Here is a 24,735-nt window from a genome sequence, read left to right as displayed (position 1 = left end):
AGTAAGAATGATAAAGAGATGGTCATACATGTGAAGGTAGGTATTGTAAGTTTAAACCTTTGTCATAATATTCACTTAAATATTAGAATTAAAGTTCTTAATTATATTTTTTTCACTTATAAAAGCTTTAAGTGCTATTGGGTTAGAGAGAAATTTAAACCTGTATCTAGTAGAATTTGAGCTATAAATAGTGATATCTCCATAATCTAAAAGTCTACCAAAAAGGCTTTGAGACAGTTTTACACTTTCAATCTGATTAAACCTTAAATTTAAAAATTTAGCATGTAGAAAACCAACTCTTCCTACAATCCTCTCATTAGTTATAGCAAGCTCAGTAGATGTTTTGATAACATAAGGGTATAAAATGTAGCAAAGAGCTATAAAATACATCATTCCTGCAGTTCTTGGTTCTGCTGTACCTGCCAAAATGAAAAATAAAGCCATGATAGCTGGGATAAGGAAAAGCCAATTGCTAACTTCGGCATTGTATTCTAAAATTTCATGCTTTTCTAAATGCTGTTCTATGTATTTATTCATTACCTTTCCCCTTTTTTATAATTACTGTATTTTAAGAAAACTAAAGGTGTGTGATATAAGATAATATTAAGAGTAGAGAAAGAAGTCAGTGTTGTCAAACTATGTGACACCAGTATTTTGTACTATAACACTTATTTTGGAGTCCGGTGGTTTCTATCAGCATAAACTTAATTTATATATCAATAAGATGACTAAACTACATAAATATGGTATCTTGTTGAAAAAAGTTTTAATGTGGTTTTTGTAATGAAAGTAACTACAGATTGTTTTGTTAAAATGCATTTTAAATTTAGACTAAAAGATGGCTCTATAGCTGAAGATACAGAAAATTATAATCGTGCTTTTGTTTTTCAAATGGGGCAAGGATGTTTTACTGAAAAGGTTGAAAATGAGCTTATAGGAGCAGAAGTAGGTACTAGTAAAAGGGTGGTTTTAATGCCAGAAGAAGCATTCGGTGAGAAGCATCCAGCGAGTATTTACTCAGTTCCAAAAACTAGGTTTCCTAAAAGTATAGAGTTAGAGGAGGGGCTTATAGTTTCTTTTAGCCAAAAGGATGGTACAAAGTTGCCAGGTCTGATAACTGAAATTGGCGATGATGATGTGACGGTTGATTTTAACCATCCACTATCTGGCCAGATAATAGTGTTTGAGGCAAAAATCCTTGGTATTGCAAAAAATGAGGAAGATCTAAATGAAGATACTGTTGGCTAATCCTCGTGGTTTTTGTGCTGGTGTAAGTAGAGCAGTAGAAACCGTAGAGAAAGTTTTAGAAGTAGAAAAATCACCAGTATACGTACGACATGAGGTAGTACATAATAAAGTTGTCGTAGACTCGCTTAAGAAAAAAGGAGTTATTTTTGTTAAAGAGATAGATGAAGTTCCAGATAATTCAGTGTGTATATTTAGTGCTCATGGTGTTTCACTTAAAGTTGAGCAAGCAGCAGCTACAAAAAATCTAATATTGTATGATGCAACTTGCCCACTTGTTACAAAAGTTCATAGAGGAGTTAGGTCAGCTAGCAATAATGATGCTGAATGTATACTAGTTGGTCACAAGGGGCATCCGGAGGTTCAAGGAACTATGGGACAATATCGTAGCAAAAAAGGAGCGATATACTTGGTTGAGAGTGAGAGCGATGTTGCCAAACTAGAGGTTAAAGACCCAAATAACTTATATTATGCTACACAAACAACTTTATCTGTAGATGAAACAAAAAATATTATAGAAGCTTTAAACAAAAAATTCCCTAACATCAAAGGTCCTAAAAAAGAGGATATTTGCTATGCTACTCAAAATAGACAAGCAGCAATTAAAGCAATGTTAGGATATATAGATATACTTGTTGTGGTTGGCTCTCATAATAGTTCAAACTCAAACAGATTACGAGAGCTTGCTAAATTAGAGGGTGTTGATTCCTATTTAGTTGATAATCCTTTAGATATAGATAGATCATGGTTTAATAACAAAAACACTTGTGGAGTCAGTGCTGGAGCGTCAGCACCAGAGTATCTGGTACAGGAAATAGTAGCTAAAATATCAGATATTTGTGATAAAGATGTTGATGTTGAAGACTTTGAAGGCATAAAAGAGGAAGTTTATTTTCCATTACCTAGATTGTTAAAACAAAAATTTACTAAGGTATAGATTATGCAAAGATCTATCAGAGGTGCTACAACTATAAACAAAGACACAAAAGAAGATGTACTGGTTGCTACCAAAGAGTTGCTTGAAAAAATGCTTGAAGATAATGTTGTAGCACATAAGGATATAGTAAATATTATATTTACAGTAACATCTGACATAAGTTCAGAATTTCCTGCTGTAGCTGCAAGGGAGTTAGGCTTAGTAGATGTACCATTATTAGATTGTCAACAAATGAAAGTTAAAGATGCTTTAGATCTTTGTATCAGGATAATGTTGACTTATAATACTAACAAAGATCAAAAAGAAATTAGCCACATATATTTACATGGTGCTAAAATCTTAAGACCAGATTTGACGAAGAAATAAGAGGTTATACTTATGTGGTTATTAGAAAATATCGATATGAAAAAATCAAAGTACATACTACCTAGCTTATTTACTAGTGCTAGTTTGTTATTTGCCTTTTTAGCAATCATTGCAGCTTTCCAAGGCAAATTTATATCAAGTGCTGGTTATATGCTTTTGTCGGGATTTGCAGATGCTTTTGATGGGAGGATTGCACGTTATACACAAACTCAAACAGCGTTTGGCGCAGCATTGGATAGCCTAGCTGATGTTGTTTCTTTTGGAGCGACTCCAGCATTAGTGATATATTTTTGGAGTTTGCATAATATTGGTCCTTTAGGTGCGGCGATTTCATTTTTGTATTTGTTGGCGGTAGCTCTTAGGTTGGCTAAGTTTGATACCCAGCAAGAGCCAAAAGAGCTTACAGAAGAAGGCTTAATAGAAAAGAGGCTATATTTTTATGGTATGCCATGTCCAGCTGGGGCTGTTACTATTTCTGGACTTATCTGGCTAGGCCAAGAAACATTTGTAGGTGACTACGCTTTTGTTACAGTGTTATTAACTTCATTTACAGCTTTGTACTTAGCTTTTATGATGATAAGTGATATTAAGTTTAGAAGCTTTAAGGATAGTGATGGCAAAGGTAATATCAGTAAATTATATGTAATCTGTTTTATACTTATAATCTTGATGTTGTTTACTATGCCTGAGAAACTCCTTTATTTAATAATGATAGGTTATGCACTCTCAGGACCAGTTTCTCACTATAAATATAAGAAAAAAACAGAAAATGATTACCTAAATGAATCTTCAAATGTAGATGGTAAAAAAATAATTGATGCAGAATCTTAGTATCTTACTGTAAAGTCTGAATCATCCATAGGATTTCCTTGCTCACTTTCTATTTCAGCAGCTACACCACCTGGTTGTTGTAAGGGTCCTGCTTCGTTAGAGTACATATCTCTTTGAGTAGGTGGAGGTGAAGCATAGCCAAATGAGTCGCCTTGAGAGTTTGAGCATGATATTAAAGCAAAGCTTGCTAAACAAAATATAAGAGATTTATTGGATTTTTTTATATTTAACATTTTTTAATACAATAATTTTTGTTGGGTAACTAAAATAATAGCAGAATTATTTATTAATATTAAACTATAATTTGATAAGTAAATTAAAGTATTTATAATTTATATCAGTTTACGTATAATGTTGTTAGCATTTATAAAAATTATAAACATAAAGTTTTTAGGGTAAATTTATGCAAGATAACTCGTTATCATTGATTCAGTTAATATGGCACGCAAATTTTATTGTACAATTGATAATGTTAGCTTTGGTGGCTATGTCTGTTTATTCATGGGCTATAATGTTAGAAGTTAACAGTCGTGTAAAGAAGTATAAACACGAACAAGCCAGGTTTGATAAGCTTTTTTGGGCAGGGCACCATATTCAAAAGCTATATGAATATTACTTACAACATAAAGAAAACATTTTTGGTAAATCTATAATTTTTTGTTCTGCTTTGAGAGAGTATAATAACCTTAAAGATACTGGGGTTTTAAAAGGAGAAACAATTTTAGAAGGCATGGAAAGAACTGTAAGTATAGCTATATCTCAAGAAGCTAAAGAGTTAGAAAAAAAACTTCCAGCTTTAGGAACTATGGCTGCTGTGGCTCCATATATAGGATTAGTTGGAACAGTCTGGGGGATTATGTCGTCTTTTAATACTTTAGGCGGTATGGAGCAGGCTACTATATCAGTAGTGGCTCCGCATATTGCTGAGGCCTTGATAGCTACAGCACTGGGCTTATTTGTCGCAATTCCTGCTGTTATTGGTCATAGTAGACTTTCAAATCAAGTTGATGACATTTTGTCTACTTATGAATCATTCCAAGATGATTTATGTATCTTATTGTTGAAAGAAGCACATAATAATAATTTGGTTAAAGAGCAGCACCAACACTGCGGTCAAGAGAGCTACTAAAGGCTTTTATTATGAAAAGAAGAAATAAAAAGTTCTTTAGAAAAAAAAGACCAATGATAGACATCAACGTAGTTCCATATATAGATGTTATGTTGGTACTATTGGTTATTTTTATGATTACTACACCTATTTTAACTCAAGGGGTTAAAGTAGACTTGCCTAAGACTAAGTCAGAAAAAATTCCCTCTACAGATAGTAAGCCAATAGTTGTAACTGTAAATAATCAAGGAGCGTATTTTGTTAATCAGGGGGTTAGTAACCCTAAAGCGCCATTAAAATCTAGAGAGCTTGCGAGCGTGGTAATTAATTTATCTAAACAAAATCCAGGAAAGCCTGTGTATGTAAGAGGTGATAGTAATGCAAACTATGGTCAGGTAGTAAAAGCTATGGCTCTTATTCAAAAAGCTGGAGTTGATAAAGTGGGGTTAGTCACAGAAGATGGCAAATCTTAATTATCGTAAAATTTTAGAATACTTTAGAAAACAGATAGATAACAATCCTTTTTTAATTAAGGCAGTAATTATACATATAGTTATAGTAGTGATGTTATATGTATTATCTTATATAAGTTTGCTTAAATTTGATTCTACTGTGAGATTACAAGCACAGAGTGTAGAGGCTTCTAAGCAGATGCAAGTTATACAAGCTACTTCTATAACAAGTGGTGAACTTAACAATCAGATTCAAACATACGAACAACAGCAGCAAAAGCTACGTAAAATTAGAGAAGCTGTAGATAAAGCTAGAGAGCAAGCAATTATAAAAGCCAAAGAAGAAGCCAAACGTAAGGCGCGTGAAGAAAGATTAGCAAAAGCTAAAGCTGAAGCTGAAAAGCTTAGATTAGAGCAAGAGAAAAAAGCCCAAATTGAAGCCCAAAAGAAGATTAAAGAAGAAGCTAAACGTAAAGCTGAAGCTGAAAAACTTAGGCTAGAGCAAGAGAAAAAAGCTAAGCTTGAAGTTCAAGAAAAAGCAAAAAAAGCAGCTAAAGAAGAAGCCAAACGTAAAGCCCGTGAAGAGAGACTGGCAAAAGCTAAAACACAGGCAGAAGCTGCAGCAAAAGAGAAAGAAGAACAAACGCAAGCACAATTAGCGGTAGGTAGCTATGTTTCTGAATACAAAGATAGAATCGGTGCAAATTGGATTAAAGATCCATGTAGAGGCATTGATAATTTGCCAGATGCTATTATTAGAAATGGTCAATTTATTAAACTAACTGGAGCATCAGGTGATTACAGATGTGACCGATCAATGATTGATGCTATTAAGAACACTACACCCCCAGAGGTTTCAAACAGCAGAGCTAAGCAAATAATACAGAGTGAAAATCTAAAATTAAGGTTTAGTTACTAGAATTAAAAATAAGGGTTATGAGCACTATGAGAAAAATAATTGTAATTTTTTTGATATTAACTTCATTAATATCTAATTTATATGCTGATTTAGTCGCAGAAGTTACAACTGGAGTAATCCAAAAACCTCTAGTGTCACTGATCAGTAATAATGTAATAGACCAGTTTCCTCAAGATGTGAACTCAGTTGTATTATCAGATTTTAACCATAATGGCAAGCTAAAAGGTAATGCCAGTATACAGTATGAAATAAAAGATAAACATGAAATTCCTTGGAAAAATATTAATGCTGATTATGTTGTATTTACTAAGTATACAAAAAATTCTTATAATAACTACACTGTAGAAGTACAGATTCTTAAAAGAAATAACACAAGTTACATACAGTCTGTAACTTATAGCAATATAAACGTTTCTTTGATGAGAACTTTAGCTCATAAGATTTCAAATTATGTATATCAAAAGATTACTGGAGAACAAGGATTCTTTTTAACTAAGTTGGCATATGTTAAGGTAACAAACCCTTATGCAAGATATGGTAGAGTTTATGAACTTATTATTTCTGATTATGATGGTTATAATAAACATACTGTACTAAAACAAACCGATAACCCTATAGCAACACCATCTTGGTCAAATGATGGTAAGTTTATAATATACTCTAGTTATAGCGGTGGTAGCATGGGTGTATATAGACTTGAGATTGGAACTGGTAAGGTTACAAAAGTGACTAATTATAAAGGAATAAATAGCTCTCCAGCATATTCACCAGATGACAGTAAGATTGTTCTAGCGTTATCAAAAGGTTACTCAGAGCAGACGAACATATATATATTGAATTTAGTAACAAAAGCTTTAAAGCAATTAACTATAAATGGTATAAATACTGCACCTAAGTTTTCGCCAAATGGTAAGAGTGTAATATTTACATCAGATAGGGGTACAAGACCAAACCTATATATTGCGCCTGTTGATTCTAAATATCCGCAGTCTTCTATATTAAGTAGTAAGATATATCAAGCTTATGAGCCTAACTATACTCCAGATGGTAAAAATATAGTGTTTATGTATCAACAAGCTAGATCAACAGGTACCCAAATAGCCGGCTTTAATTTAGCTAGTGGTGATATTACTACACTTACTAATGGTAAAGCAGATGCCTCACCAACAGTTTCCCCATTCGGTGATATGATAGCTTATATTACTACTAATTCAAAAGGACATAACTCTTTGGATATGGTATCATTAGACGGAGAAAACCAATTTAGTGTTGAAAGTATTGGAGATACACAAACTCTTGTTCAGTCTCCGAGTTGGTCACCTAAAAATTTTTAAGGCTAATAAATGAAAATGAGAGTGTTTTTATTATTTACATTTGTTTTACTTGGCGGGTGTGCTTGGTATCAAGGACCAGAATTGATGCCAAATGCAAATGCTGACCTAAGTGGTTCTGAGCTTACTGAAACTGATGGGCCAGGCTTTATTAGCACCCTTGAATCTGCAGATAACCACGGTGGTGAATATGTAGATGATAGTGGGAATTATAATGTTACAAATTTTGATAATGTTACTTAAATATGGGAGTATAACTAATGAGAGATAAAATTTTAGGATTAGCAGCTATAAGCTCAGTTTTATTATTAGCTAGCTGTTCTAGTACTAGACCAGATAATAGCAGTCTTATAAAAGATAAGTATGCTGGCGTTGATAGCTCACAGGCTTTAGAAATGTCTTCACAGATATTTGGTTCTGAGAATATGAGTTCAGAGCAGGTAGAAAAGATGAAGCAAGAGTTGATGGAAATTAATTGTAGATCAGTATATTTTGGCTTTGATAGTTATGATATAACAGACGATGCAAAAGCATGTTTAGACAAAACAGCAGATTATTTAGTTGCTCACCCAGACCAGCCGCTTAAATTATCTGGTAACACTGACCCTAGAGGAAGCGAGAAGTACAACTTTAATCTTGGTCAAAAGCGTGCTGATGCTGTATATAAGTATTTGTTGTCAAGAAATGTAAATCAAGATCAAATGTGTGTAGTAAGTTATGGTAAATTAAAACCAGCTGCTGAGCCAACTCAGTTTTATGATGAATTCTGTACAGGTGGGTTAAACGATGCATGTATGTATAAAGCATCTGAAAAGGCTTATTACTTAGATAGAAGAACAGACCTTGATTTTGGGGTTAAATGTGATGAATCTGACTCTTCTCAACCAATAGCTCAAATGTAATTTAATCTTCAACTATTTTTTTCTATCAAATTGATCTAAAATAACCCTCATAATTTTTTTATTTAAATAAGTAGTATGATTAAAATTCCTAAAATTGGTTTTGTAAGTCTTGGGTGCCCTAAAAATTTAGTAGATTCTGAGCGTATAATAACTAAATTAAAAGCTGAAGGTTATGATTTGGTTGAAAGCTATGAAATGGCCGACATGGTTATAGTTAACACTTGTGGTTTCCTAAATTCAGCTATAGATGAGTCTCTAGAGGTAATTGGTGAAGCAATTGCTGAGAATGGTAAAGTTTTAGTAACAGGTTGTTTGGGTAATAAGGCTGAACTTATCAAAGAAAAACATCCAGAAGTTTTAAGTATTACGGGTCCACAAGATTATGAGAATCTGATTGAAGCTGTGCATACTCATGCACCTATTTTCGCTAATGACTTTGTATCTTTAGTGCCTCCACAAGGGATAAAATTGACTCCAAGACACTATTCATACCTAAAAATATCAGAAGGATGTAACAATACTTGTACTTTTTGTATTATCCCAGATATACGTGGTAAGCTAAAAAGCCGTTCTATCGATAATATAATGAAAGAAGCTGAGAAGCTTAAAAATGCTGGAGTTAAAGAGTTACTTGTGATATCCCAAGATACTTCTGCGTATGGTGTGGATATCAAATATAAATCTGGTATTTGGAGGGATAAAGAGTATCAAAGTAATATTTTAGATCTCGCTACAGCTTTAGGTGATTTAGATATGTGGACAAGATTACATTATGTTTACCCATATCCGCATGTTGATAAAATAGTGCCTTTGATGGCTCAAGGGAAAATACTACCTTATTTGGATGTACCACTACAACATTCATCACCAGAAGTTTTAAAGAGAATGAAGCGACCAGCACATACACAGAAAACTTTAGACAGAATAAATAAATGGCGTGATGTTTGCCCAGATATAACTATTCGTAGTACATTTATAGTTGGTTTTCCAGGTGAGACAGAAGAAGATTTTGAGCATTTATTAGATTTTGCAGAAAAGGCACAACTTGATAGAGTAGGTTGTTTTAAATATTCAGAAGTTGAAGGAGCTAAGGCAAATAGTTTTGACAATCTTATTTCCGAAGAAGTTAAACAACAACGTTTAGATGAGTTTATGGGTTTACAAGCTCAAATAAGTGCTAATAAGCTACAAAGTTTCGTAGGTACAGAACAGCAGATAATTATAGATTCTATTAATAAAGATGAAAATTACGCTATTGGAAGAACTAAATATGACGCTCCAGAAGTTGATGGTCAGGTAATCGTTGGCGATGCAATTGAGAGAGGTTTAAAAGTAGGTGAGTTTGCTACTGTTGAAATTACAGAGTCAACAGAGTATGATCTAATAGGGGATTAGGGTCCTGTTGCAACCTAAAATTATATGTCTTTAACTGTATCAAAAATGCTCTCAAAATGCTTTGTTTAGGCTGGCAAAGAGATGTTACCTCAATATTATTATTTTGCTTCTGCAAGTTTTTTATTAATTTTATTAAGTATAATAGTTGCATTAGCCTTGCTATCATCTTTAATATAAATAGCTGATTGATCTTTATTATCTTTAGCTGATTGGACTACAATATTAATAGAGTCACCACTAGGAGAAACAGCTTTAATTTCAGATTTTTTCTGATCAACTGTTTGCTCTGTAGTGGTATAGTTATTTTCTTTTAATACTTCTTGAACAGCCAAAAAGACAGTATCTCTACTTTTTGCATATGCGTTATAAGCATCTGGGTTTTCCATCCACTCATATGCTAAAGCTCCAACTGCAACACTGGCTAAAACTAAACCTGTGACAGCAACAGCTTCAGCTGTACATGATGTAAGTGCTACAGAAGCTGCTAATAGTGTAGTTATCGTAAGTAATTTTTTCTTCATCATAATTTTTCCTCACTATATATTGTTTATATAAATTAAAAGTTTAATAGATTCATTATAGCAAGCTGTTGTTATATTCTAAACTATTTTTATTTATTTATATTGACAATAATGTCTAAATTAGAATATATTGTTTAAATAGTTGTTTTGAGTATGAAGAAATGCGTGTTGAATTAAGATCTTATAGTGATATTGCACAAGCGATAAGTAAGCTTCTTTATCCTTTTGCTGAGGTTGTTATTCATGACCTAAGTAAAAATAGAATAGAAGCAATATTTAATTCTATATCTAGAAGAGAAGTCGGTGATCCATCATATTTAGATCATATAGATTTTAAAGCTTATGACAAATTATTATCTGTAATTGGCCCTTATGAGAAGCTAAATTATGATGGACGGAAGATGAAATGTATTATTACTGTTATTCGAGATGATAAAGATATTGTAGTAGGGGCATTATGTATAAATTTAGATGTTTCTGTTTTTGATAAGTATCAAGCTTTAATAAATATGTTTTTGCCAGAGGGTGGTAATCAAATAGCAAAAGGTGAACAAAATCTATTTAAGGATACTTTATATGAAAAGGTAAATGGTTTTGTACAAAAATATTGTATAGATAAAAACTTGTTGTTAGATAATTTAAATCGTGCACAAAAAAAAGATTTAATTTTAGAGCTTAAAAATCAAGGAGCGTTAGATGGTAAAAATGCTAGTTATTATATTGCTAGGGCATTAGGTATTAGTCGAGCAACGGTTTACAACTATCTCAAATAAAACTTTAAAGGTAAAAAAATGTTGATTATATTAGGAGCTGTAGTGGGTTTTGTGGCTAGTTTTATATCTACACTGCTTGGTGGCGGAGCTGGATTGATAGCAACACCAGCTTTTTATTATATTATTGTTCATATATATGGTCCAAGTTCTGCAATGCAAATAGCATTGGCTACGTGTTGCGGGATGTCTATATGCTTGAGTTTGATAGCTACTTATAAGCATCAACGTAAAGGAAATATTCAGTTTGGGGAGCTAAGATATTATTTAATAGCTTTGGCCATAGGTGCTGTGATAGGAGGATTAATTGTTAAGCATATAGATACGAGCTTATTAAAGCATATTTTTTCTGTGATACTTGTATTAAGTGGTATCTGGATGATTTTACATAATGATAGTAAAGTTGTGAAACTACCATCAAAAATTGCCTACCCAATCTGTGGGGTGTGTGGTGTATTAAGTATACTTGCTACTTCCACAACCTTTGTAACTATGTTTTTTATAAAGATAGGTGTGGATATAAAAAAAGCCATCTCGATTGCAAGCGTGTGTGTAGTTATTAGCTCAAGCATCGCTACTGTTACGTTGGTGTATGGAGTTAATGTCGATGTGCCTGATACCTTTGGTTATTTAAGTATACCTTTGCTTTTATCGGCTATTCCATTTTCTGTAGTTGGTAGTTTATTAGCAGTTAAATACTTAGGGATAATATCTCCAGGGTTATTAAAAGTGCTATTTATTGCATTGATGTTTATATCTGCGGTAGTTATGGCTCTATAAAGGTTTGAAAATAAAAAATTTTATTGTATACTTTGTATTTCTTTGGAGAGGTGTCCGAGTGGTTGAAGGAGCACGCCTGGAAAGCGTGTATAGCTTAACAGCTATCGAGAGTTCGAATCTCTTCCTCTCCGCCAGTGTAGAACTGGAATAACTTATGGTGTGATATTTATGTCACAGCATTTAAATATTTTTTCTCATAAGAATTTTATTACACTTTTATGGATAAAAACAGGTTAGTGTATTTAGTAGTGAAAAAAATTAAAGAAGTGATTAATAGATAGAAGCCTATGATTTCTTTAGAAACTGAGACCAAATATTATAATATAACTATACTGAGAGACCTTTTTAATGATTTGCTAGTCGTATGCGATTATGGTTCAAAGCTTACTAAATTCTCTCATAGAAAAAGTATACATGTAGCTTCTATAGCTGAGGCTAATTCGATTATTAATAAAATTGTAAATATAAGAATAAAACACGGGTATAGTGTAATATGAATCTATACCACTTCCAACACATATTATTACTTTCTAACTTTGTATTTCATACCTAGTCATAAACTCCTTTGTGATAAATGCACCAATTTATATTGGAATTGGTATTAGATATTAATTTTCAATACTTTTTAAAAATCGCAAAAAGGTAAACATACCAATAGTGGCAATAAGTTAAGATTATCTATAGAAACTTGTCCATCTTGCCTGTTCCTATCCATCTAATTTCAGCTTGCAACAGCCTCCTTACATATGGTAATTTTGGTAGCTAAGTATGATATTTAAATTAAATCATTATAGTTTTGGTTGTGAGTGGGAGATTAAGTCATTAATATTATAACTAGCTATATCTTTGTGCTTTGCAAGCTGCTCTTCTAAAAGGGCAAAATCTGCATCAGCATAGGTACATAAATCACCTTTTTCATTGTAAATATCAACTTTTGCCCATACTGTGGTACGACCTTTACGGATAATAGTAGTTTTAAAGATATGTGTTGCTTTGCTATATGTGGGTTTTAGATACTTTATATTTAGGTTACGTGTCATACAAAATGATTTACTAACTTCTAACACGTGTTTACCAAGGATATCATCACATAGTAATGCTATCACGCCACCGTGAATAACATTATCCCAACCTACATGGTGAGGTAAGCACTTAAACTTAGTATAAAAGTGCTCTCCAATATGGTATAAGGGTAGTTGAATCCCAATAGGGTTTTTATCTATTGAGCTAAAGCAGGTATAATCCCACGGGAATTCTATAGGTTTATAATCATCTAAATTTATCATCTGTTTTCTCTAATTATTTTCTAAAATATATTAATGTAGTGACAGATCATTGATCTGTCATTTATTTCTATTTTAATTATTAGACAGCACAGTGTGCTGTCACTACACTACACACACATGAAATTTTGAAATATCTAACAAGCTTCAATAATACCTGCAGCCCCCATACCTGTACCAATACACATTGTAATCATAGCATATTTTTTGCCAGTACGACGTAAACCGTGAAGGGCTTTTACAGTTAAAATAGTGCCAGTTGCACCAAGAGGATGCCCAAGAGCGATAGCACCACCACAGGGGTTAACTTTCTCTTGCTCAAGTTTTAAATCATTGATCACAGCTATTGATTGTGCAGCAAAAGCTTCGTTTAGTTCAATCCAGTCTATATCTTGGATTGTTAAACCAGTTTGCTTAAGTACCTTAGGGATAGCTTTAATTGGTCCAATCCCCATAATACGTGGATCAACTCCTGCTACGGCAAATCCTAAGAATTTACCTAGAGGTTTTAGGTTGTGTCCTTTGAGATATTTCTCGCTAACTAAAACTACTGCAGCAGAACCATCAGATACTTGCGAGCTATTTCCAGCTGTTACAGAACCACCTGCTGCAAAAGCTGGTTTTAATTTAGCTAGAGCTTCAAGTGAGGTATCTTTACGGGCACCTTCATCTACGGATATAGTTTCTTTCTGGTTTATGATTTCGCTAGTTTCTTCATTTGGTTTACGATGATCTACATCTATCGGTAAAATCTCATCTTTAAAATAACCATTTTCGATAGCATAGATTGCTTTTTGGTGACTTTGAAGGGCAAAAGCATCTTGTTCTTGGCGAGAAACGTTCCAATCTTTAGCGACATTCTCAGCAGTAATTCCCATACCATATGCAATACCTACATTCTCATCTTTGGCAAAAATTTCTTTACTAAAAGACATTTTATTACCACCAAATGGAATCATACTCATGCTTTCTATACCAGCACCAATAGCAACATCCATATTGCCTTGAGCAATTTCGTTAGCTGCAATAGCAATAGATTGTAAGCCAGAGCTGCAATAGCGGTTAATTGTAAAAGCAGGGACTGTATCAGGTAACCCTGCTAAAAGTGAAGAAATTCTAGCAACATTTAGCCCTTGCTCAGCTTCAGGCATAGCACAACCAACCACTATATCGCCGATATCTTTAGGATTAATACCAGATTCAGCAACAGTTTTTTGTAGAACATCAGCTAATAATTCATCAGGGCGTTTTTTTGCAAAACCACCTTTTTTGCCTTTTGTAACAGCAGAGCGTTTTGCAGCAACTATATATACATTTTCACTCATGCGAGTACTCCTTAAAGTTAGTTTCTTAATGGCTTACCAGTTTCTAACATGTGTTGCATGCGTGCAGCACTTTTTTCTGAAGAAGCTAACTCAATAAAGTTAATTAACTCTCTTTCTAATAACCAGTCTTCTGAAACCATAGTATCTTTTTCAATTTCTCCACCACACATTGCATCAGCAAGGTTTACAGCAATTTTACAATCATGTTCAGAGATTTGATTACCATCACGCATATTTACAAGTAAAGCCTTAATTGTAGCAACCCCCGTTTCACCAAAGACTTTAATTTTTTGTTTTAAAGGAGGTTGGTAGCCAACAAATGCCATTAATTGAGCTTTTTTGATAGCTACTGATAGAATTTCTTTAGTATTCATTACCACCATATCATCTTCGCGTAAAAAGCCCATTTCTTTAGCTTCACAGGCACTTTTAGCAACTTGTGCCATAGCCAAATTTTTATAGCGTCGTTCGAAATCTTTCCACGGGTCTTGAGCTTGGCTAGCACGTTGCGCCATTTCTTTTGACCCGCCCCAGCCAGGGATAATTCCAACACCAGCTTCAACTAGCCCGATATAGCTTTCATATGCAGCAACAGCAGCATCACTATGTAAAATAGTTTCACACCCGCCACCAAATGCAAAACCTTTAACTGCAGTAACAACTGGAATTTTACTATAACGTAATTTTTGTGTGATTATTTGATGACCTTTACGAATGATTGCTTCTATAGCTTCTTTACCATTCATCATAAATTTCATGCCAAACTCTTCTAGGTTTGCTCCAACGGAAAAAACATCTTGTTCTTGCCAGATAACCATTGCTTGACATTTTTCTTCAGCAATATCGATTGCTTGAGATATCCCATCAAGAACATCATCACCAATTGCACACATTTTACTTTTGAATGATAAAATACCAACTCCTTTGTAGTCAGTAATTTGCCATAATTTGACACCCTCATTTTCAAATAAGCTTTCAATATCAAGTGTGCTATGCTCACCAACAACCATCTCTGGAAATAATTGGCGTTGATATACAGGTAATTTATCACGCAGCACTAACTCATTATCAGTAAAGCTAAATTCTTTATTATCGGCGTAAACTCCAGTTTCTAGTTTATCGACCCACCTTGGTAATGGTTGATTAGATAAAGTTTTACCAGCAGATATTTCTTCTTTTAACCAGCCACTAACTTTTTGCCATCCAGCTAGCTGCCAAATTTCAAATATCCCTTGTTTCCATCCAAAGCCCCAACGGATAGCAAAATCCATATCTTTGGGATAGTTGCATATATCACCAACCAGGACAGCAGCATAGTGAAACATTTCTCTAAAACATGCCCATACAAATTGAGCTTGAGTGTTTTTACTGTTTCTTAATGCTTCTAGCTTTTTACCCCAATCTTTTTCTGCAAGGATTTCAGATACTTCCTTATCGGCTTTTTTCTCAGAAGTTCGATACTGTTGTGTTTCTAAATCTAGGACTTTTATACCGTCATTTTCTTTGATATATAGACCTTTTTTGGTTTTTTGTCCTAGTGAGCCCTTATCAATCAGTGATTTGATCCAACTAGGAGTTTGGTATAGCTGTTCCCAACCATCTTCTAAGTTGTCTTTCATAGTTTCAATAACATGCGAAAGTACATCTAGTCCTACTAAGTCTGCTGTACGGTAAGTAGCACTTTTTGCACGACCTAGCTTCTTACCAGTTAGGTCATCTACAACTTCAAGAGGGATATTCATTTTTTCTGTGTAATGACATGTTACTAGCATTGAAAATACGCCTAAACGGTTAGCTATAAAGTTAGGTGTATCTTTAGCACGAATTATGTTTTTACCAAGTTTTGTTGTTAAAAATGTTTCTAATTTATCTAATACATCTGTATTTGTATTAGAATGAGGAATTAATTCTACTAAAGGCATGTATCTAGGAGGATTAAAGAAATGCACTCCACAGAAATTTACTTTTATATTTTCTGGAAGAAAGTTTGCTAAGGTGGTAATGCTTAGCCCAGAAGTGTTACTTGCTAAAACAGTATCATGGCTAATATGAGCAGCAATTTTGTCATATAAACTTTCTTTAATATCTAAACGCTCTGCAACAGCTTCGATTATTAAATCACAGCCTTCTAAAAGAGACAGATTATCATCGTAGTTTGCTGGGGTTATATATTTAATAGAGTCTTCTGAGCCAAAAGGAGCTGGATTAAGCTTAGTTAGTTTTTGCAATGCTTCATTGACTATAGAATTTGGCTCATCATCTTTTGATTTTAAATCAAATAACACTACTGGAAATCTAGCATTAGCAAAATGGGCTGCAATTTGTGAGCCCATAACACCAGCTCCAAGTACAGCAATTTTGTCAATAGCTTTACGTTGAGACTCTCTAGAGACAGGCTCTGGTTTTACTGTAGTAGTTGGTTCAGAACTACCTTCTTGAATTGAGGCATCTTCTTCGGGTAAATATTCAGAGCCAAAAACTTTTAGATACTCACGCATAGCATTTTCTTTACTCATTCCTTTAACTGAATTCCATGCCATCCATTTTGCACGTTCTACCATCCTAAACGCAGATGGAGCTTTGCTTTGGATGTCTCCTTCAGTTGCTTGTTTGTAAAAAGCATAGAGTTTTAGCTTTTGATTGTTATCTGGTTTAAAATCAATAGTCGCGTCACGCACTGCTTGAACTATTTCATTGAATTTTTGCTCTAAATTTGACATATTCTTCTCCTTGTTAGGAAATCATAATTAAATTAACTATAATTAATTTACCATAAAACTACTATGTCATTCCATAGCTTGACCATGGAATCCAATTGCTAACATTTTCCACTTATTTAGGAGATTCCGGATCAGGGTCCGGAATGACCAGTTCTTGTCTATGTGTTTTATGACCATACTTTGATATAAATCCCGCATTTTCAAGTATTTTATGTATAACTACGTGGTTGCCTTTATTTATCTTCAGTTCCTACTTTTTCTTTCTGCCATTCAGGATGTGCGTTTTTAGGTCCTAAAACATAATCGTCAAACTCATCGGTTTGGATGACGTTATTAACCTTAGCTAACATTTCTTTAATTTTATTTAACTCATCAGAAGTGATAATTTTTTGCGCATAAGCCTCTTCAGTCACTGCTGTCCAAGTTATTTTTGGTAATTTATCCGCTTTGATAGCTTGGATAACCTTATGTTTAATAGGTATAGTCTCTAGTATTGTTAGATAAGCATTTTCAACTCTGCCAGTTGGATCTTGATCATCATTCGGGATATAACATCTAGTTTTCATCCAGTTACGTGTTGCACTATTTGTAGAAAGTTCTTTACAGATTTCAGCTTCAAGTTTATCAGAAGGCTTTTTGAATTTTTTACCATATGGAAATACAAAAAATTTCATTTTTAAAGCTAAAATCTTAATAGGAAAATTTCTAAATAAATCCAACATAGCTTGTTGTGCTTGGTACAAACAATATTGTAAACTCCAATGGACAAAAGCGTCATCACTTTCAGGTTCACCTGTATCTTTGTAAAATTTTAATACAGCACAAGCCATATAGAAATAACTCATTATGTCGCCTAGACGCGCGGATAATCTTTCTTTTCTTTTTAATCCGCCACCTAATACAATAAGTGATAAATCATTAATATATGCATACGCTGTACTCATGTGGGTAATATACTTGTAATAGTGTTTAAACTTACTTTGATATCCTGTAGCAGTAATTCCTCCTGTTAAACCATACCAAAGAGTTCTAGAGCTATTACCAAGCGTATAACAAATATGCTTTTTCATAAGGCTACTAAACTCTTTTTGTCCAATCTCTTTATCTGAATTCATCAAGCTTCCAGCTTCAGCACGTATGTATGGGTGACAACGCATAGCTCCTTGACCAAAAATCATTAAGTTACGTGTCATGATATTTGCACCCTCAACAGTAATGCCTATTGGTGTTGCCATATATGGAATAGCTAGATAGTTATTTTTACCCATAATAATCGCTCGTCCACCATGAATATCCATAGCGTTATTAATGGTTGTACGACCCATTTCAGTTAAATGATATTTAGCAATAGCCGAGGCAACTGATGGTGAGATACCAGCATCAACAGCAGATACGGTAAATTCGCGCGTTGCATTTGCCAAATATGCCAGACCACCAATCTCAGCTAATTTCTCTTGGACACCATCAAAGTGTGCAATAGGCACTTTAAATTGCTCTCTTACGTTACTATATGCGGATGTGATTATGGCCGACATAAGTGTGTTAGCTGCACCACACGCAGGTAAAGAAATTGATCTGCCAATAGATAAACATTCCACTAGCATTCGCCAACCTTCACCAGCCATTTTCTGCCCACCAATAATCCAGTCTATAGGAATAAAAGCTTCTTTAGCTTTGATATAACCATTCATAAAAGCTTGACCTAATGGGAATCCACGCTTACCAATTTCTAATCCTTGGTGATCATGGGGTAATAGCGCGCAAGTGATACCTTCTTCACCAACACCGTCTAATAAACCTTCAGGGTCTTGTAATTGAAATGCTAAGCCAACTAAAGTTGCAACAGGTGCTAATGTGATATAACGTTTATTAATATTTTCTAGTCTAATACCTAGGACTTTTTTTCCATCATGTTTACCATAGCAAACAACTCCTTTATCAGGTAGAGATGTTGCATCAGAACCAGCAGTTGGTCCTGTTAGAGCAAAGCAAGGGATTTCTTGACCAGCAGCTAAACGAGGTAAGTAATATTTTTTTTGTGCATCTGTACCGTAATGATGCAGAAGCTCTCCAGGACCTAGAGAATTAGGTACCATGACAGTGATTGCTGCAGTAACACTTTTTGTCGCAATTCTCATTACTATTTCTGAATGTGCTGCTGCTGAAAAGCCTTTGCCTCCGTACTCTTTGCTAGTAACTAGACCAAAAAAACCTTTTTCTCTTATAAATTTCCAAGTTTCTTTTGTTAGATCTTTATCTACATAATTGATTTTCCAGTCATCTAACATATCACAGAGTTGTGTGGTTTCATTTTCTAAGAAAGATTTTTCTTCTTCTGATAAGCTGAATTTCTGTAAGTTATGGAGTTTCTCAAAATCAGGTTTACCTTGAAAAATATCCTGTTCAAACCAGCTATCACCAGCATTTAATGCAGTTTGCTCAGTTTTAGAAATTGTAGGCATTGATTTTCTAGCCTTTTTGTACATTATATTAAATATACTATTTAACATCTTTTAACTCCTTAAACAAAACTTTAAAAACCTTCTACTGATACTTCCGAGCTTCTTCCTGTAACAATTTAATATCTATTTTTCCAACAGGATTCTTAGGAAGTTCATCCTTAAAAATGATTTTTCTGGGTAGTTTATAATGTGCAAGCTTAGTAGTACAGTAAGAGATAATTTCTTTTTCTGTTAATTTTTGGTGCGGTTTTAGTACTACAAATGCCAAGGGCATTTCACCAGTCTCTACCGAAGGTATACCTACAACAGCAGCATCTTGTATTTCCTGTTTATCAATAAGAGCTAACTCAATTTCTTTAGGGAAAACATTAAATCCTGAAACAATAATCATATGTTTTATCCTTCCTGAGATAACCAAGCGTCCTACTTCATCAATGTATCCCATATCTCCGGTCTTTAACCAGCCATCATCAGTAAAGTGCTCTTTGTTGATTTCTGGCAAACTCCAAAATCCAGGAGATTTTTGAGGCCCTGTAACCCAGATTTCACCAGTTTCTCCCTGAGGAAGTTCATTACCTTTTTCATCATATATTCTGATATCTGTATTTGGTAGGTGATATCCAACTGTACCATTAAACTCAGAATCTTCGAGTGAGTTTACAGTGACAACAGGTGACATTTCAGATAAGCCATAGCCTTCTTTGATATTCACACCTGTAACTTTTTTCCATTCATCTGCTACTGCTTTGACGGTTGACATCCCACCACTTATAGAAAGCTTGAAATTAGGGAAGTTACTTTTTCTAAACTTTTTATTATTTAGTAACGCAACATAAAGGGTGTTAACCCCAAAAATAGTTGAGAAGTTGCTTTTTCTCATTTGGTTTACTAGACCATTAATATCTCTTGGATTTGGGATTAGAATCTGTAGGGCACCAGAAAAATAGAAAAGGAATAAATTAGCTGTGAGACTAAAAATATGATAAATAGGTAGGGCAGTTAATACAGTTTGTTCACTAAGTTTAATATTAAAGCCTTCTGTCCATGCTTTGATTTGATATATATTAGCAACGATATTCTTATGTAAAAGAATAGTTCCTTTGGGTGTACCTGTTGTACCACTAGAGTATTGTAAGGCTACCATATCATCGGGAGCCACTTCTATTTTAGAGTAGTCAGGTTTATAATCTGCTTTTATGGCATTAGAGAACGAGTCAAACTTATCTTTTGAGTATTTATCTTTCATACCTTTAATATATTTAGCTACAAAAGAAATTATTTGTTTTCTTGGGGTTGAATATAGATCTGCGATATGTGTAACCATCATATGCTTAAGGTCTTCACATTCAGCAGCAATTGCTTGCACAGTATGTGCTAACGATGAAAGTACAATAACTCCTTTTGCTTTTGAATCCTTAAGAATTCCCTTGACTTCTTTACTTGTATAAAGCGGGTTGATGTTTACGAAAACGCAGCCTAATTTTATTAATGCAAAAATAATAATAGGAAACTGTAGTAAATTTGGTAACATAATGGCGATATGTTGACCTTTTTTTACTTCCCATTTATGTTGTAAGTATCCTGCAAACATATCAGAATATTCATCAACTTGTTTAAAGCTTAGTTTTTGACCTTGGCATATAAAAGCTTCACGAGAAGAGAAGTTTTCAACTACTATTTTAAGCATATCACTTAAAGTGATCTCAGGGATTTTGATATGGCTTGGAACTTCTTTAGGGTAATTCTTATAATTTGACTTAGATATCATAAAACTCCTATCTTTTTTAACAAGTAAATGATCATTTTTTATATCGTTGAGCTTAATCTTTGCAGAGCAGCTCTAACTACATATTAAAGTATTGAATAATGTTTGTCATTAAAATGTTTGTATACTTTTAGATGCTTCATAAACCTGAGAATTATTCTTTATAAGTTTTATTTTCGTGTAAAGGGATTGGTTTCGCTATTTAGTTGCTAATGAAAAAGCCAATTCTATTTATATTCATCTTGATGTTTTAAGTAGTAATTTCTTGGACTATGAAAGCTCGTTTGATTTCTACTATCACAAAATTTTTCTGTCTGCTTAGTATATGGTTGCAATACCTTCGTTTTATTTGCTATAGACTGTCGATAATATGCTGGAAAAGCAGCACAATAAACGCTTTTTAATTGCCTCTTTTTAAAATCCTCTATCAATTCATTAGTTGATGATTTATTAATATCATCAATTCTAAAATCCATAACTATAATTGGGTTGTCTGGAGCTTGTACTTTAAAGTAGTATGAACCATATTGGGAAAAATCAAAAGACCCAGGGCGGTTATGAGTTTGGTATTTATATTCAAAACTTTCTAATTTAAATGGTTGCTTATATTCTTTCTCAAGAAGTTGCATAACTTCTTGTTTAACTTGCTGCTGTTGTTCTTTAGTTGCTTTTGGACTTATGCTTCTTTGTGAATATCCAATAATTGGTGCTGACATTAATGCAACAGATGAACAACCAGACAAAAAAATAGCTAAATATAATGGTGTTATTGTCTTAAGCAGTCTTATCATACTAAACCTCTATTTGGTTACTAAAAACATCAGTATTAAAACATACTTTATACTTAGCCTTTTGCTCTAAATTATCGCTTGATTTTAAAATATCTGAGTTAAGTTTATTAATTTGTGTTTCTACTAAACTACCATCTGGTCGATATTCTTGATAACGATAGTTAGCTATCTCATGAAGATCCTTAAAATCCTTATAACTACCAGCACTCTCTATCAACACTTTTTTACCAATATTTTCTGCAAGGTTAGCAACAATATCTCCGTTTCTAGCAAAAGATGTAAAACCAATATCTGACTTAAAGCTTGTATAATTAATTATTAACTTATCTGCTATACCCTGCCAACTACTACAATTACTAGCTGCTAACTTACACTGCCATGACTTAAAAGCTTTGATTGGATTTAAAGTCAAATAGTAAAGTGCACCGTCCTCATTATTATATTTTATAAATGGGTCTGCTTCATTCTTAATACCAAAGGGTTCAAATCCTTTTGATGGTGATAGCCTAATCCCTCTCAATCTCTTATCTATAAAGTATACTGCTTGCATTTGTGCTATTGAGCCACCCAGGCTATGTCCTGCAAAGCCTATATGCTTAACATTATAGCTTTTAAGGAGGTATTTAACAAATTCTATACCTGATTTTGTATGGTTTGAAACTATTGTAACAGGTAAGGTTTTACCTAAAATAGCCATATCTCTAATATCTGTTTTAAGGAAGTTATGATATATACCATCAAAACTATTTAATCTTGTACCTCTGTTTATTACATATATACCTTTATTTTGCTTATCTCCAGCAGCTGCTACTGCAATACCATAGTAACCAACATCGTTACCTAATTGGCTACTTGTAGTTACTAACTTATATTTTGCTAATACCGGATAGTAATGATGAGAGTATAATTCTAAGGCATCTTGAGTATCTTTTGATAAATTAAGTTCTTTATCCTCTCTAACCTTACGTTTGTTGTCATAAAAAATATTAGCAAGTGAGAAATCTTTCAAATCTGGTGAGTTAAGGGCAAAATCTAAAGCTCTACTTTCATAAACCAATTCACAAAGCACGCTCGCATCTTTATCTGGTAAGCTTGTTAATATTTTATTTTCATAATGATCTATAGTCATACCATTATTATTCTCATGTGGGTGAAAGCTCATTAAACACCGCCAACACATTCATTAGTTTAAATTATTTATACTTAAAATTAAATAAAAATACAAGAAATATTTTTAATTTATTTGCTCTAGTTATTTTATATTTAAGTTTCTCCGAAATTATTGAATGAACGTAACTGTTAAGTTATAAGCTAATGAACTAATTTTATTAAGCTTTGTGAAACTATTATAATACCACTTCCAACACATATTATTACTTTCTAACTTTGTATTTGATACCTAATTTAATCCTTTAATATTTGCCAATAGCCACTGCTATTGGCTGCACATCAAAAACTTAAATTAGTCATAAACTCCTTTGTGATAAAGGCACCAATTTATGTTGGAATTGGTATAAGGTTGTAGTTTGCAACAACCGTGCTATTGTACTTAATATGAGGTTCTCTTAGATCAAAGATTATATTTGGAATTTTCCACCTGCGCGGTAATTATGTAAGGGTTTTATGATCGATTGGCCTATATAATTATTAGATAGCAAAGACTTTAGAAGCATTGTTTATGTTAAAATAACTCTAAGAAAGGGTTTAAAACCAAATAGTGAATATATATGCAATTTGCATTTTTAAACAGTAATAAGTATGCGGCAATTAATGCTATGAAAGCTACATTAGGTGTAGTGATAGCTTATTTAGTAGGTTTCTACTTAGGTGATTTTTTTGAAGTTAAACAAATGTATTTATGGATGGTAATAACTGTATTAGTAGTCATGTCGACTCAGCCAAACTTAGGAGGTGCTTTGGATAAAGCACTTATGAGGTTTTTAGGTACTGTAGCTGGTGCGATAATAGCTATGATAATAACGGTATTTCTCGCTAATAAGTCTTTGCAAATAATTATGATTTTACCCTTTTTGATGTTATCTGTATATTTTGCAGGAGCTTCATCAAAATATAGTTATGCTGGTACTCTTGCTGGTATAACAATAATAATTATTATTCTAAACGCTCGTCCAAGTGTTGAAATTGCAATCCAAAGAGCAGAGGAGATATCCCTAGGGATAGCTATAGCTTTGATGGTTAACCGTTTTGTTTTCCCTATAAGAGCTGAAACAAGAATAAAACAAAGCTATGTGAAAACTGTTTCACAAATTAGAGACTTTTTTGAAATTTTATTTATAGAGCGTAATCAGTCCCATCAAAAACTTAGAGAAAGTATTTTTCTTGAATTTACAAAACAGTTATCTTTATTAAAAGAGCTTAAGTATGAAGGCTCTGCAAAAAGGGTTAGAGAATATGAGAAAATGGGCCTATATATACGCAGAATTTATAGATATATGATAGTTATGTATGAATATATTGAAGCTTCACTAGATCCTACACTAGTGGCTAAACTAGACCAAGAATCAGTATTTATAGAATTTAAAGACTATATTATGAAATCTTTATCAGATATTGTATATGATATTAAAAAACACAAAAGGATAAGTTATAAAGAACTATTAAAATTTGAAAAGCACATACAGCCATTAATAAAAGATGTAGAATTATTGAATGAAACAGATGCAAATTTTACCTTCTGTATCAAGATGTTTCTTAGCTCGGTGAAAAAGCTAGCAATTGAGCATAACTATATTTTGCAGATGTCTAAGCATTGATATCTTTACTATTTTTAAGTAGTATTTACTCGATTTTTCTTTTTTCTAAAAAAATATA

24 protein-coding genes and 1 tRNA gene are annotated in these 24,735 nt (G+C 33.3%); 15 read left to right on the top strand and 10 right to left on the bottom strand.

Going from position 1 to position 24,735, the window contains the following annotated elements:
- Window positions 1-75 precede the first annotated feature (75 nt).
- Complete coding sequence (locus E4K63_RS05995; RefSeq protein ID WP_133941058.1) at window positions 76-537, bottom strand: PH domain-containing protein; 462 nt, start codon at window positions 535-537, stop codon at window positions 76-78.
- A gap of 246 nt (window positions 538-783) precedes the next feature.
- On the opposite strand from E4K63_RS05995, the gene E4K63_RS05990 reads away from it, so the two are divergent.
- Genes E4K63_RS05990 through E4K63_RS05975 form a run of 4 tightly spaced genes read left to right on the top strand, consistent with a single transcriptional unit; the run spans window position 784 to window position 3,379 of the window.
- Window positions 784-1,248, top strand: coding sequence for an FKBP-type peptidyl-prolyl cis-trans isomerase (locus E4K63_RS05990; RefSeq protein WP_133941056.1), 465 nt, complete (start codon window positions 784-786; stop codon window positions 1,246-1,248).
- Window positions 1,229-2,182 (top strand): 4-hydroxy-3-methylbut-2-enyl diphosphate reductase, encoded by a 954-nt coding sequence (gene ispH / locus E4K63_RS05985; protein WP_133941054.1) that lies wholly within the window; start codon window positions 1,229-1,231, stop codon window positions 2,180-2,182. The genes E4K63_RS05990 and ispH overlap by 20 nt, the downstream gene beginning before the upstream one ends.
- Before the next feature lie 3 nt (window positions 2,183-2,185).
- A complete protein-coding gene (gene aroH, locus E4K63_RS05980; protein ID WP_133941052.1) occupies window positions 2,186-2,548 on the top strand; it encodes a chorismate mutase in 363 nt (120 codons plus the stop codon).
- Between the two features lie 12 nt (window positions 2,549-2,560).
- On the top strand, window positions 2,561-3,379 hold the full coding sequence (locus E4K63_RS05975) for a CDP-alcohol phosphatidyltransferase family protein (protein ID WP_166666883.1): 819 nt from the start codon (window positions 2,561-2,563) through the stop codon (window positions 3,377-3,379).
- On the opposite strand, the gene E4K63_RS05970 is transcribed toward E4K63_RS05975, so the two are convergent.
- Entirely contained in the window at window positions 3,376-3,612 is a 237-nt protein-coding gene (locus E4K63_RS05970) for a hypothetical protein (RefSeq protein ID WP_133941048.1), read from the bottom strand. The genes E4K63_RS05975 and E4K63_RS05970 overlap by 4 nt on opposite strands.
- Before the next feature lie 170 nt (window positions 3,613-3,782).
- Here E4K63_RS05970 and tolQ point away from each other — a divergent pair, with 170 nt between their 5' ends.
- The 7 genes from tolQ to rimO all read left to right on the top strand — a co-directional run bounded on the left by tolQ (window position 3,783) and on the right by rimO (window position 9,486).
- A complete protein-coding gene (gene tolQ / locus E4K63_RS05965; protein ID WP_133941046.1) occupies window positions 3,783-4,508 on the top strand; it encodes a protein TolQ in 726 nt (241 codons plus the stop codon).
- Window positions 4,509-4,519: 11 nt separating this feature from the next.
- A complete protein-coding gene (gene tolR, locus E4K63_RS05960; protein ID WP_035721355.1) occupies window positions 4,520-4,960 on the top strand; it encodes a protein TolR in 441 nt (146 codons plus the stop codon).
- Window positions 4,947-5,858 carry a cell envelope integrity protein TolA gene (gene tolA, locus E4K63_RS05955; RefSeq protein WP_133941045.1) on the top strand — a complete coding sequence of 304 codons (912 nt, stop codon included), beginning with the start codon at window positions 4,947-4,949 and terminating at the stop codon, window positions 5,856-5,858. The genes tolR and tolA overlap by 14 nt, the downstream gene beginning before the upstream one ends.
- A gap of 26 nt (window positions 5,859-5,884) precedes the next feature.
- The gene (locus E4K63_RS05950; RefSeq protein ID WP_166666882.1) at window positions 5,885-7,192 is read left to right on the top strand and encodes a PD40 domain-containing protein; all 1,308 of its coding nucleotides are present in this window, start codon (window positions 5,885-5,887) and stop codon (window positions 7,190-7,192) included.
- Between the two features lie 9 nt (window positions 7,193-7,201).
- A complete protein-coding gene (locus E4K63_RS05945; RefSeq protein ID WP_133941041.1) occupies window positions 7,202-7,432 on the top strand; it encodes a hypothetical protein in 231 nt (76 codons plus the stop codon).
- 17 nt (window positions 7,433-7,449) lie between these two features.
- On the top strand, window positions 7,450-8,091 hold the full coding sequence (locus tag E4K63_RS05940) for an OmpA family protein (protein WP_133941039.1): 642 nt from the start codon (window positions 7,450-7,452) through the stop codon (window positions 8,089-8,091).
- Between the two features lie 75 nt (window positions 8,092-8,166).
- Window positions 8,167-9,486, top strand: a complete 1,320-nt coding sequence (gene rimO, locus E4K63_RS05935) for a 30S ribosomal protein S12 methylthiotransferase RimO (RefSeq protein WP_133941037.1) — start codon at window positions 8,167-8,169, stop codon at window positions 9,484-9,486.
- A 98-nt stretch (window positions 9,487-9,584) separates the two neighbouring features.
- Here the strand turns inward: rimO and E4K63_RS05930 are convergent, their stop codons facing one another.
- A complete protein-coding gene (locus E4K63_RS05930; protein WP_133941035.1) occupies window positions 9,585-10,010 on the bottom strand; it encodes a DUF3568 family protein in 426 nt (141 codons plus the stop codon).
- Window positions 10,011-10,168: 158 nt separating this feature from the next.
- On the opposite strand from E4K63_RS05930, the gene E4K63_RS05925 reads away from it, so the two are divergent.
- From E4K63_RS05925 to E4K63_RS05915, 3 genes are all read left to right on the top strand, one after another.
- Complete coding sequence (locus tag E4K63_RS05925; RefSeq protein WP_133941033.1) at window positions 10,169-10,780, top strand: helix-turn-helix transcriptional regulator; 612 nt, start codon at window positions 10,169-10,171, stop codon at window positions 10,778-10,780.
- An 18-nt stretch (window positions 10,781-10,798) separates the two neighbouring features.
- Window positions 10,799-11,557 (top strand): sulfite exporter TauE/SafE family protein, encoded by a 759-nt coding sequence (locus tag E4K63_RS05920; RefSeq protein ID WP_133941031.1) that lies wholly within the window; start codon window positions 10,799-10,801, stop codon window positions 11,555-11,557.
- Window positions 11,558-11,601: 44 nt separating this feature from the next.
- Window positions 11,602-11,691 (top strand) — tRNA-Ser (locus tag E4K63_RS05915).
- A gap of 654 nt (window positions 11,692-12,345) precedes the next feature.
- On the opposite strand, the gene E4K63_RS05910 is transcribed toward E4K63_RS05915, so the two are convergent.
- The 7 genes from E4K63_RS05910 to E4K63_RS05880 form a co-directional block, all read right to left on the bottom strand.
- Complete coding sequence (locus tag E4K63_RS05910; RefSeq protein ID WP_133941029.1) at window positions 12,346-12,843, bottom strand: PaaI family thioesterase; 498 nt, start codon at window positions 12,841-12,843, stop codon at window positions 12,346-12,348.
- Between the two features lie 134 nt (window positions 12,844-12,977).
- Window positions 12,978-14,165, bottom strand: coding sequence for an acetyl-CoA C-acyltransferase (locus E4K63_RS05905; RefSeq protein ID WP_133941027.1), 1,188 nt, complete (start codon window positions 14,163-14,165; stop codon window positions 12,978-12,980).
- Between the two features lie 17 nt (window positions 14,166-14,182).
- Entirely contained in the window at window positions 14,183-16,885 is a 2,703-nt protein-coding gene (locus E4K63_RS05900) for an acyl-CoA-binding protein (RefSeq protein ID WP_133941025.1), read from the bottom strand.
- A 233-nt stretch (window positions 16,886-17,118) separates the two neighbouring features.
- The gene (locus E4K63_RS05895; RefSeq protein WP_166666885.1) at window positions 17,119-19,383 is read right to left on the bottom strand and encodes an acyl-CoA dehydrogenase; all 2,265 of its coding nucleotides are present in this window, start codon (window positions 19,381-19,383) and stop codon (window positions 17,119-17,121) included.
- A 46-nt stretch (window positions 19,384-19,429) separates the two neighbouring features.
- Window positions 19,430-21,115: a long-chain-fatty-acid--CoA ligase gene (locus E4K63_RS05890; protein ID WP_133941021.1), complete on the bottom strand. Its 1,686-nt coding sequence runs from the start codon at window positions 21,113-21,115 to the stop codon at window positions 19,430-19,432.
- 224 nt (window positions 21,116-21,339) lie between these two features.
- Window positions 21,340-21,903: a hypothetical protein gene (locus E4K63_RS05885; protein WP_133941019.1), complete on the bottom strand. Its 564-nt coding sequence runs from the start codon at window positions 21,901-21,903 to the stop codon at window positions 21,340-21,342.
- A gap of 1 nt (window position 21,904) precedes the next feature.
- Window positions 21,905-23,065, bottom strand: a complete 1,161-nt coding sequence (locus tag E4K63_RS05880) for a lipase family protein (protein ID WP_133941017.1) — start codon at window positions 23,063-23,065, stop codon at window positions 21,905-21,907.
- A gap of 565 nt (window positions 23,066-23,630) precedes the next feature.
- Between E4K63_RS05880 and E4K63_RS05875 the strand changes: the two genes are divergently transcribed.
- Window positions 23,631-24,677 carry an FUSC family protein gene (locus E4K63_RS05875; protein WP_133941015.1) on the top strand — a complete coding sequence of 349 codons (1,047 nt, stop codon included), beginning with the start codon at window positions 23,631-23,633 and terminating at the stop codon, window positions 24,675-24,677.
- Window positions 24,678-24,735: the final 58 nt, after the last annotated feature.

This window comes from Allofrancisella inopinata, assembly GCF_012222965.1.
GTDB classification, from domain to species: Bacteria; Pseudomonadota; Gammaproteobacteria; order Francisellales; family Francisellaceae; genus Francisella; species Francisella inopinata.
This window is presented reverse-complemented; position numbering and strand designations above follow the sequence as displayed.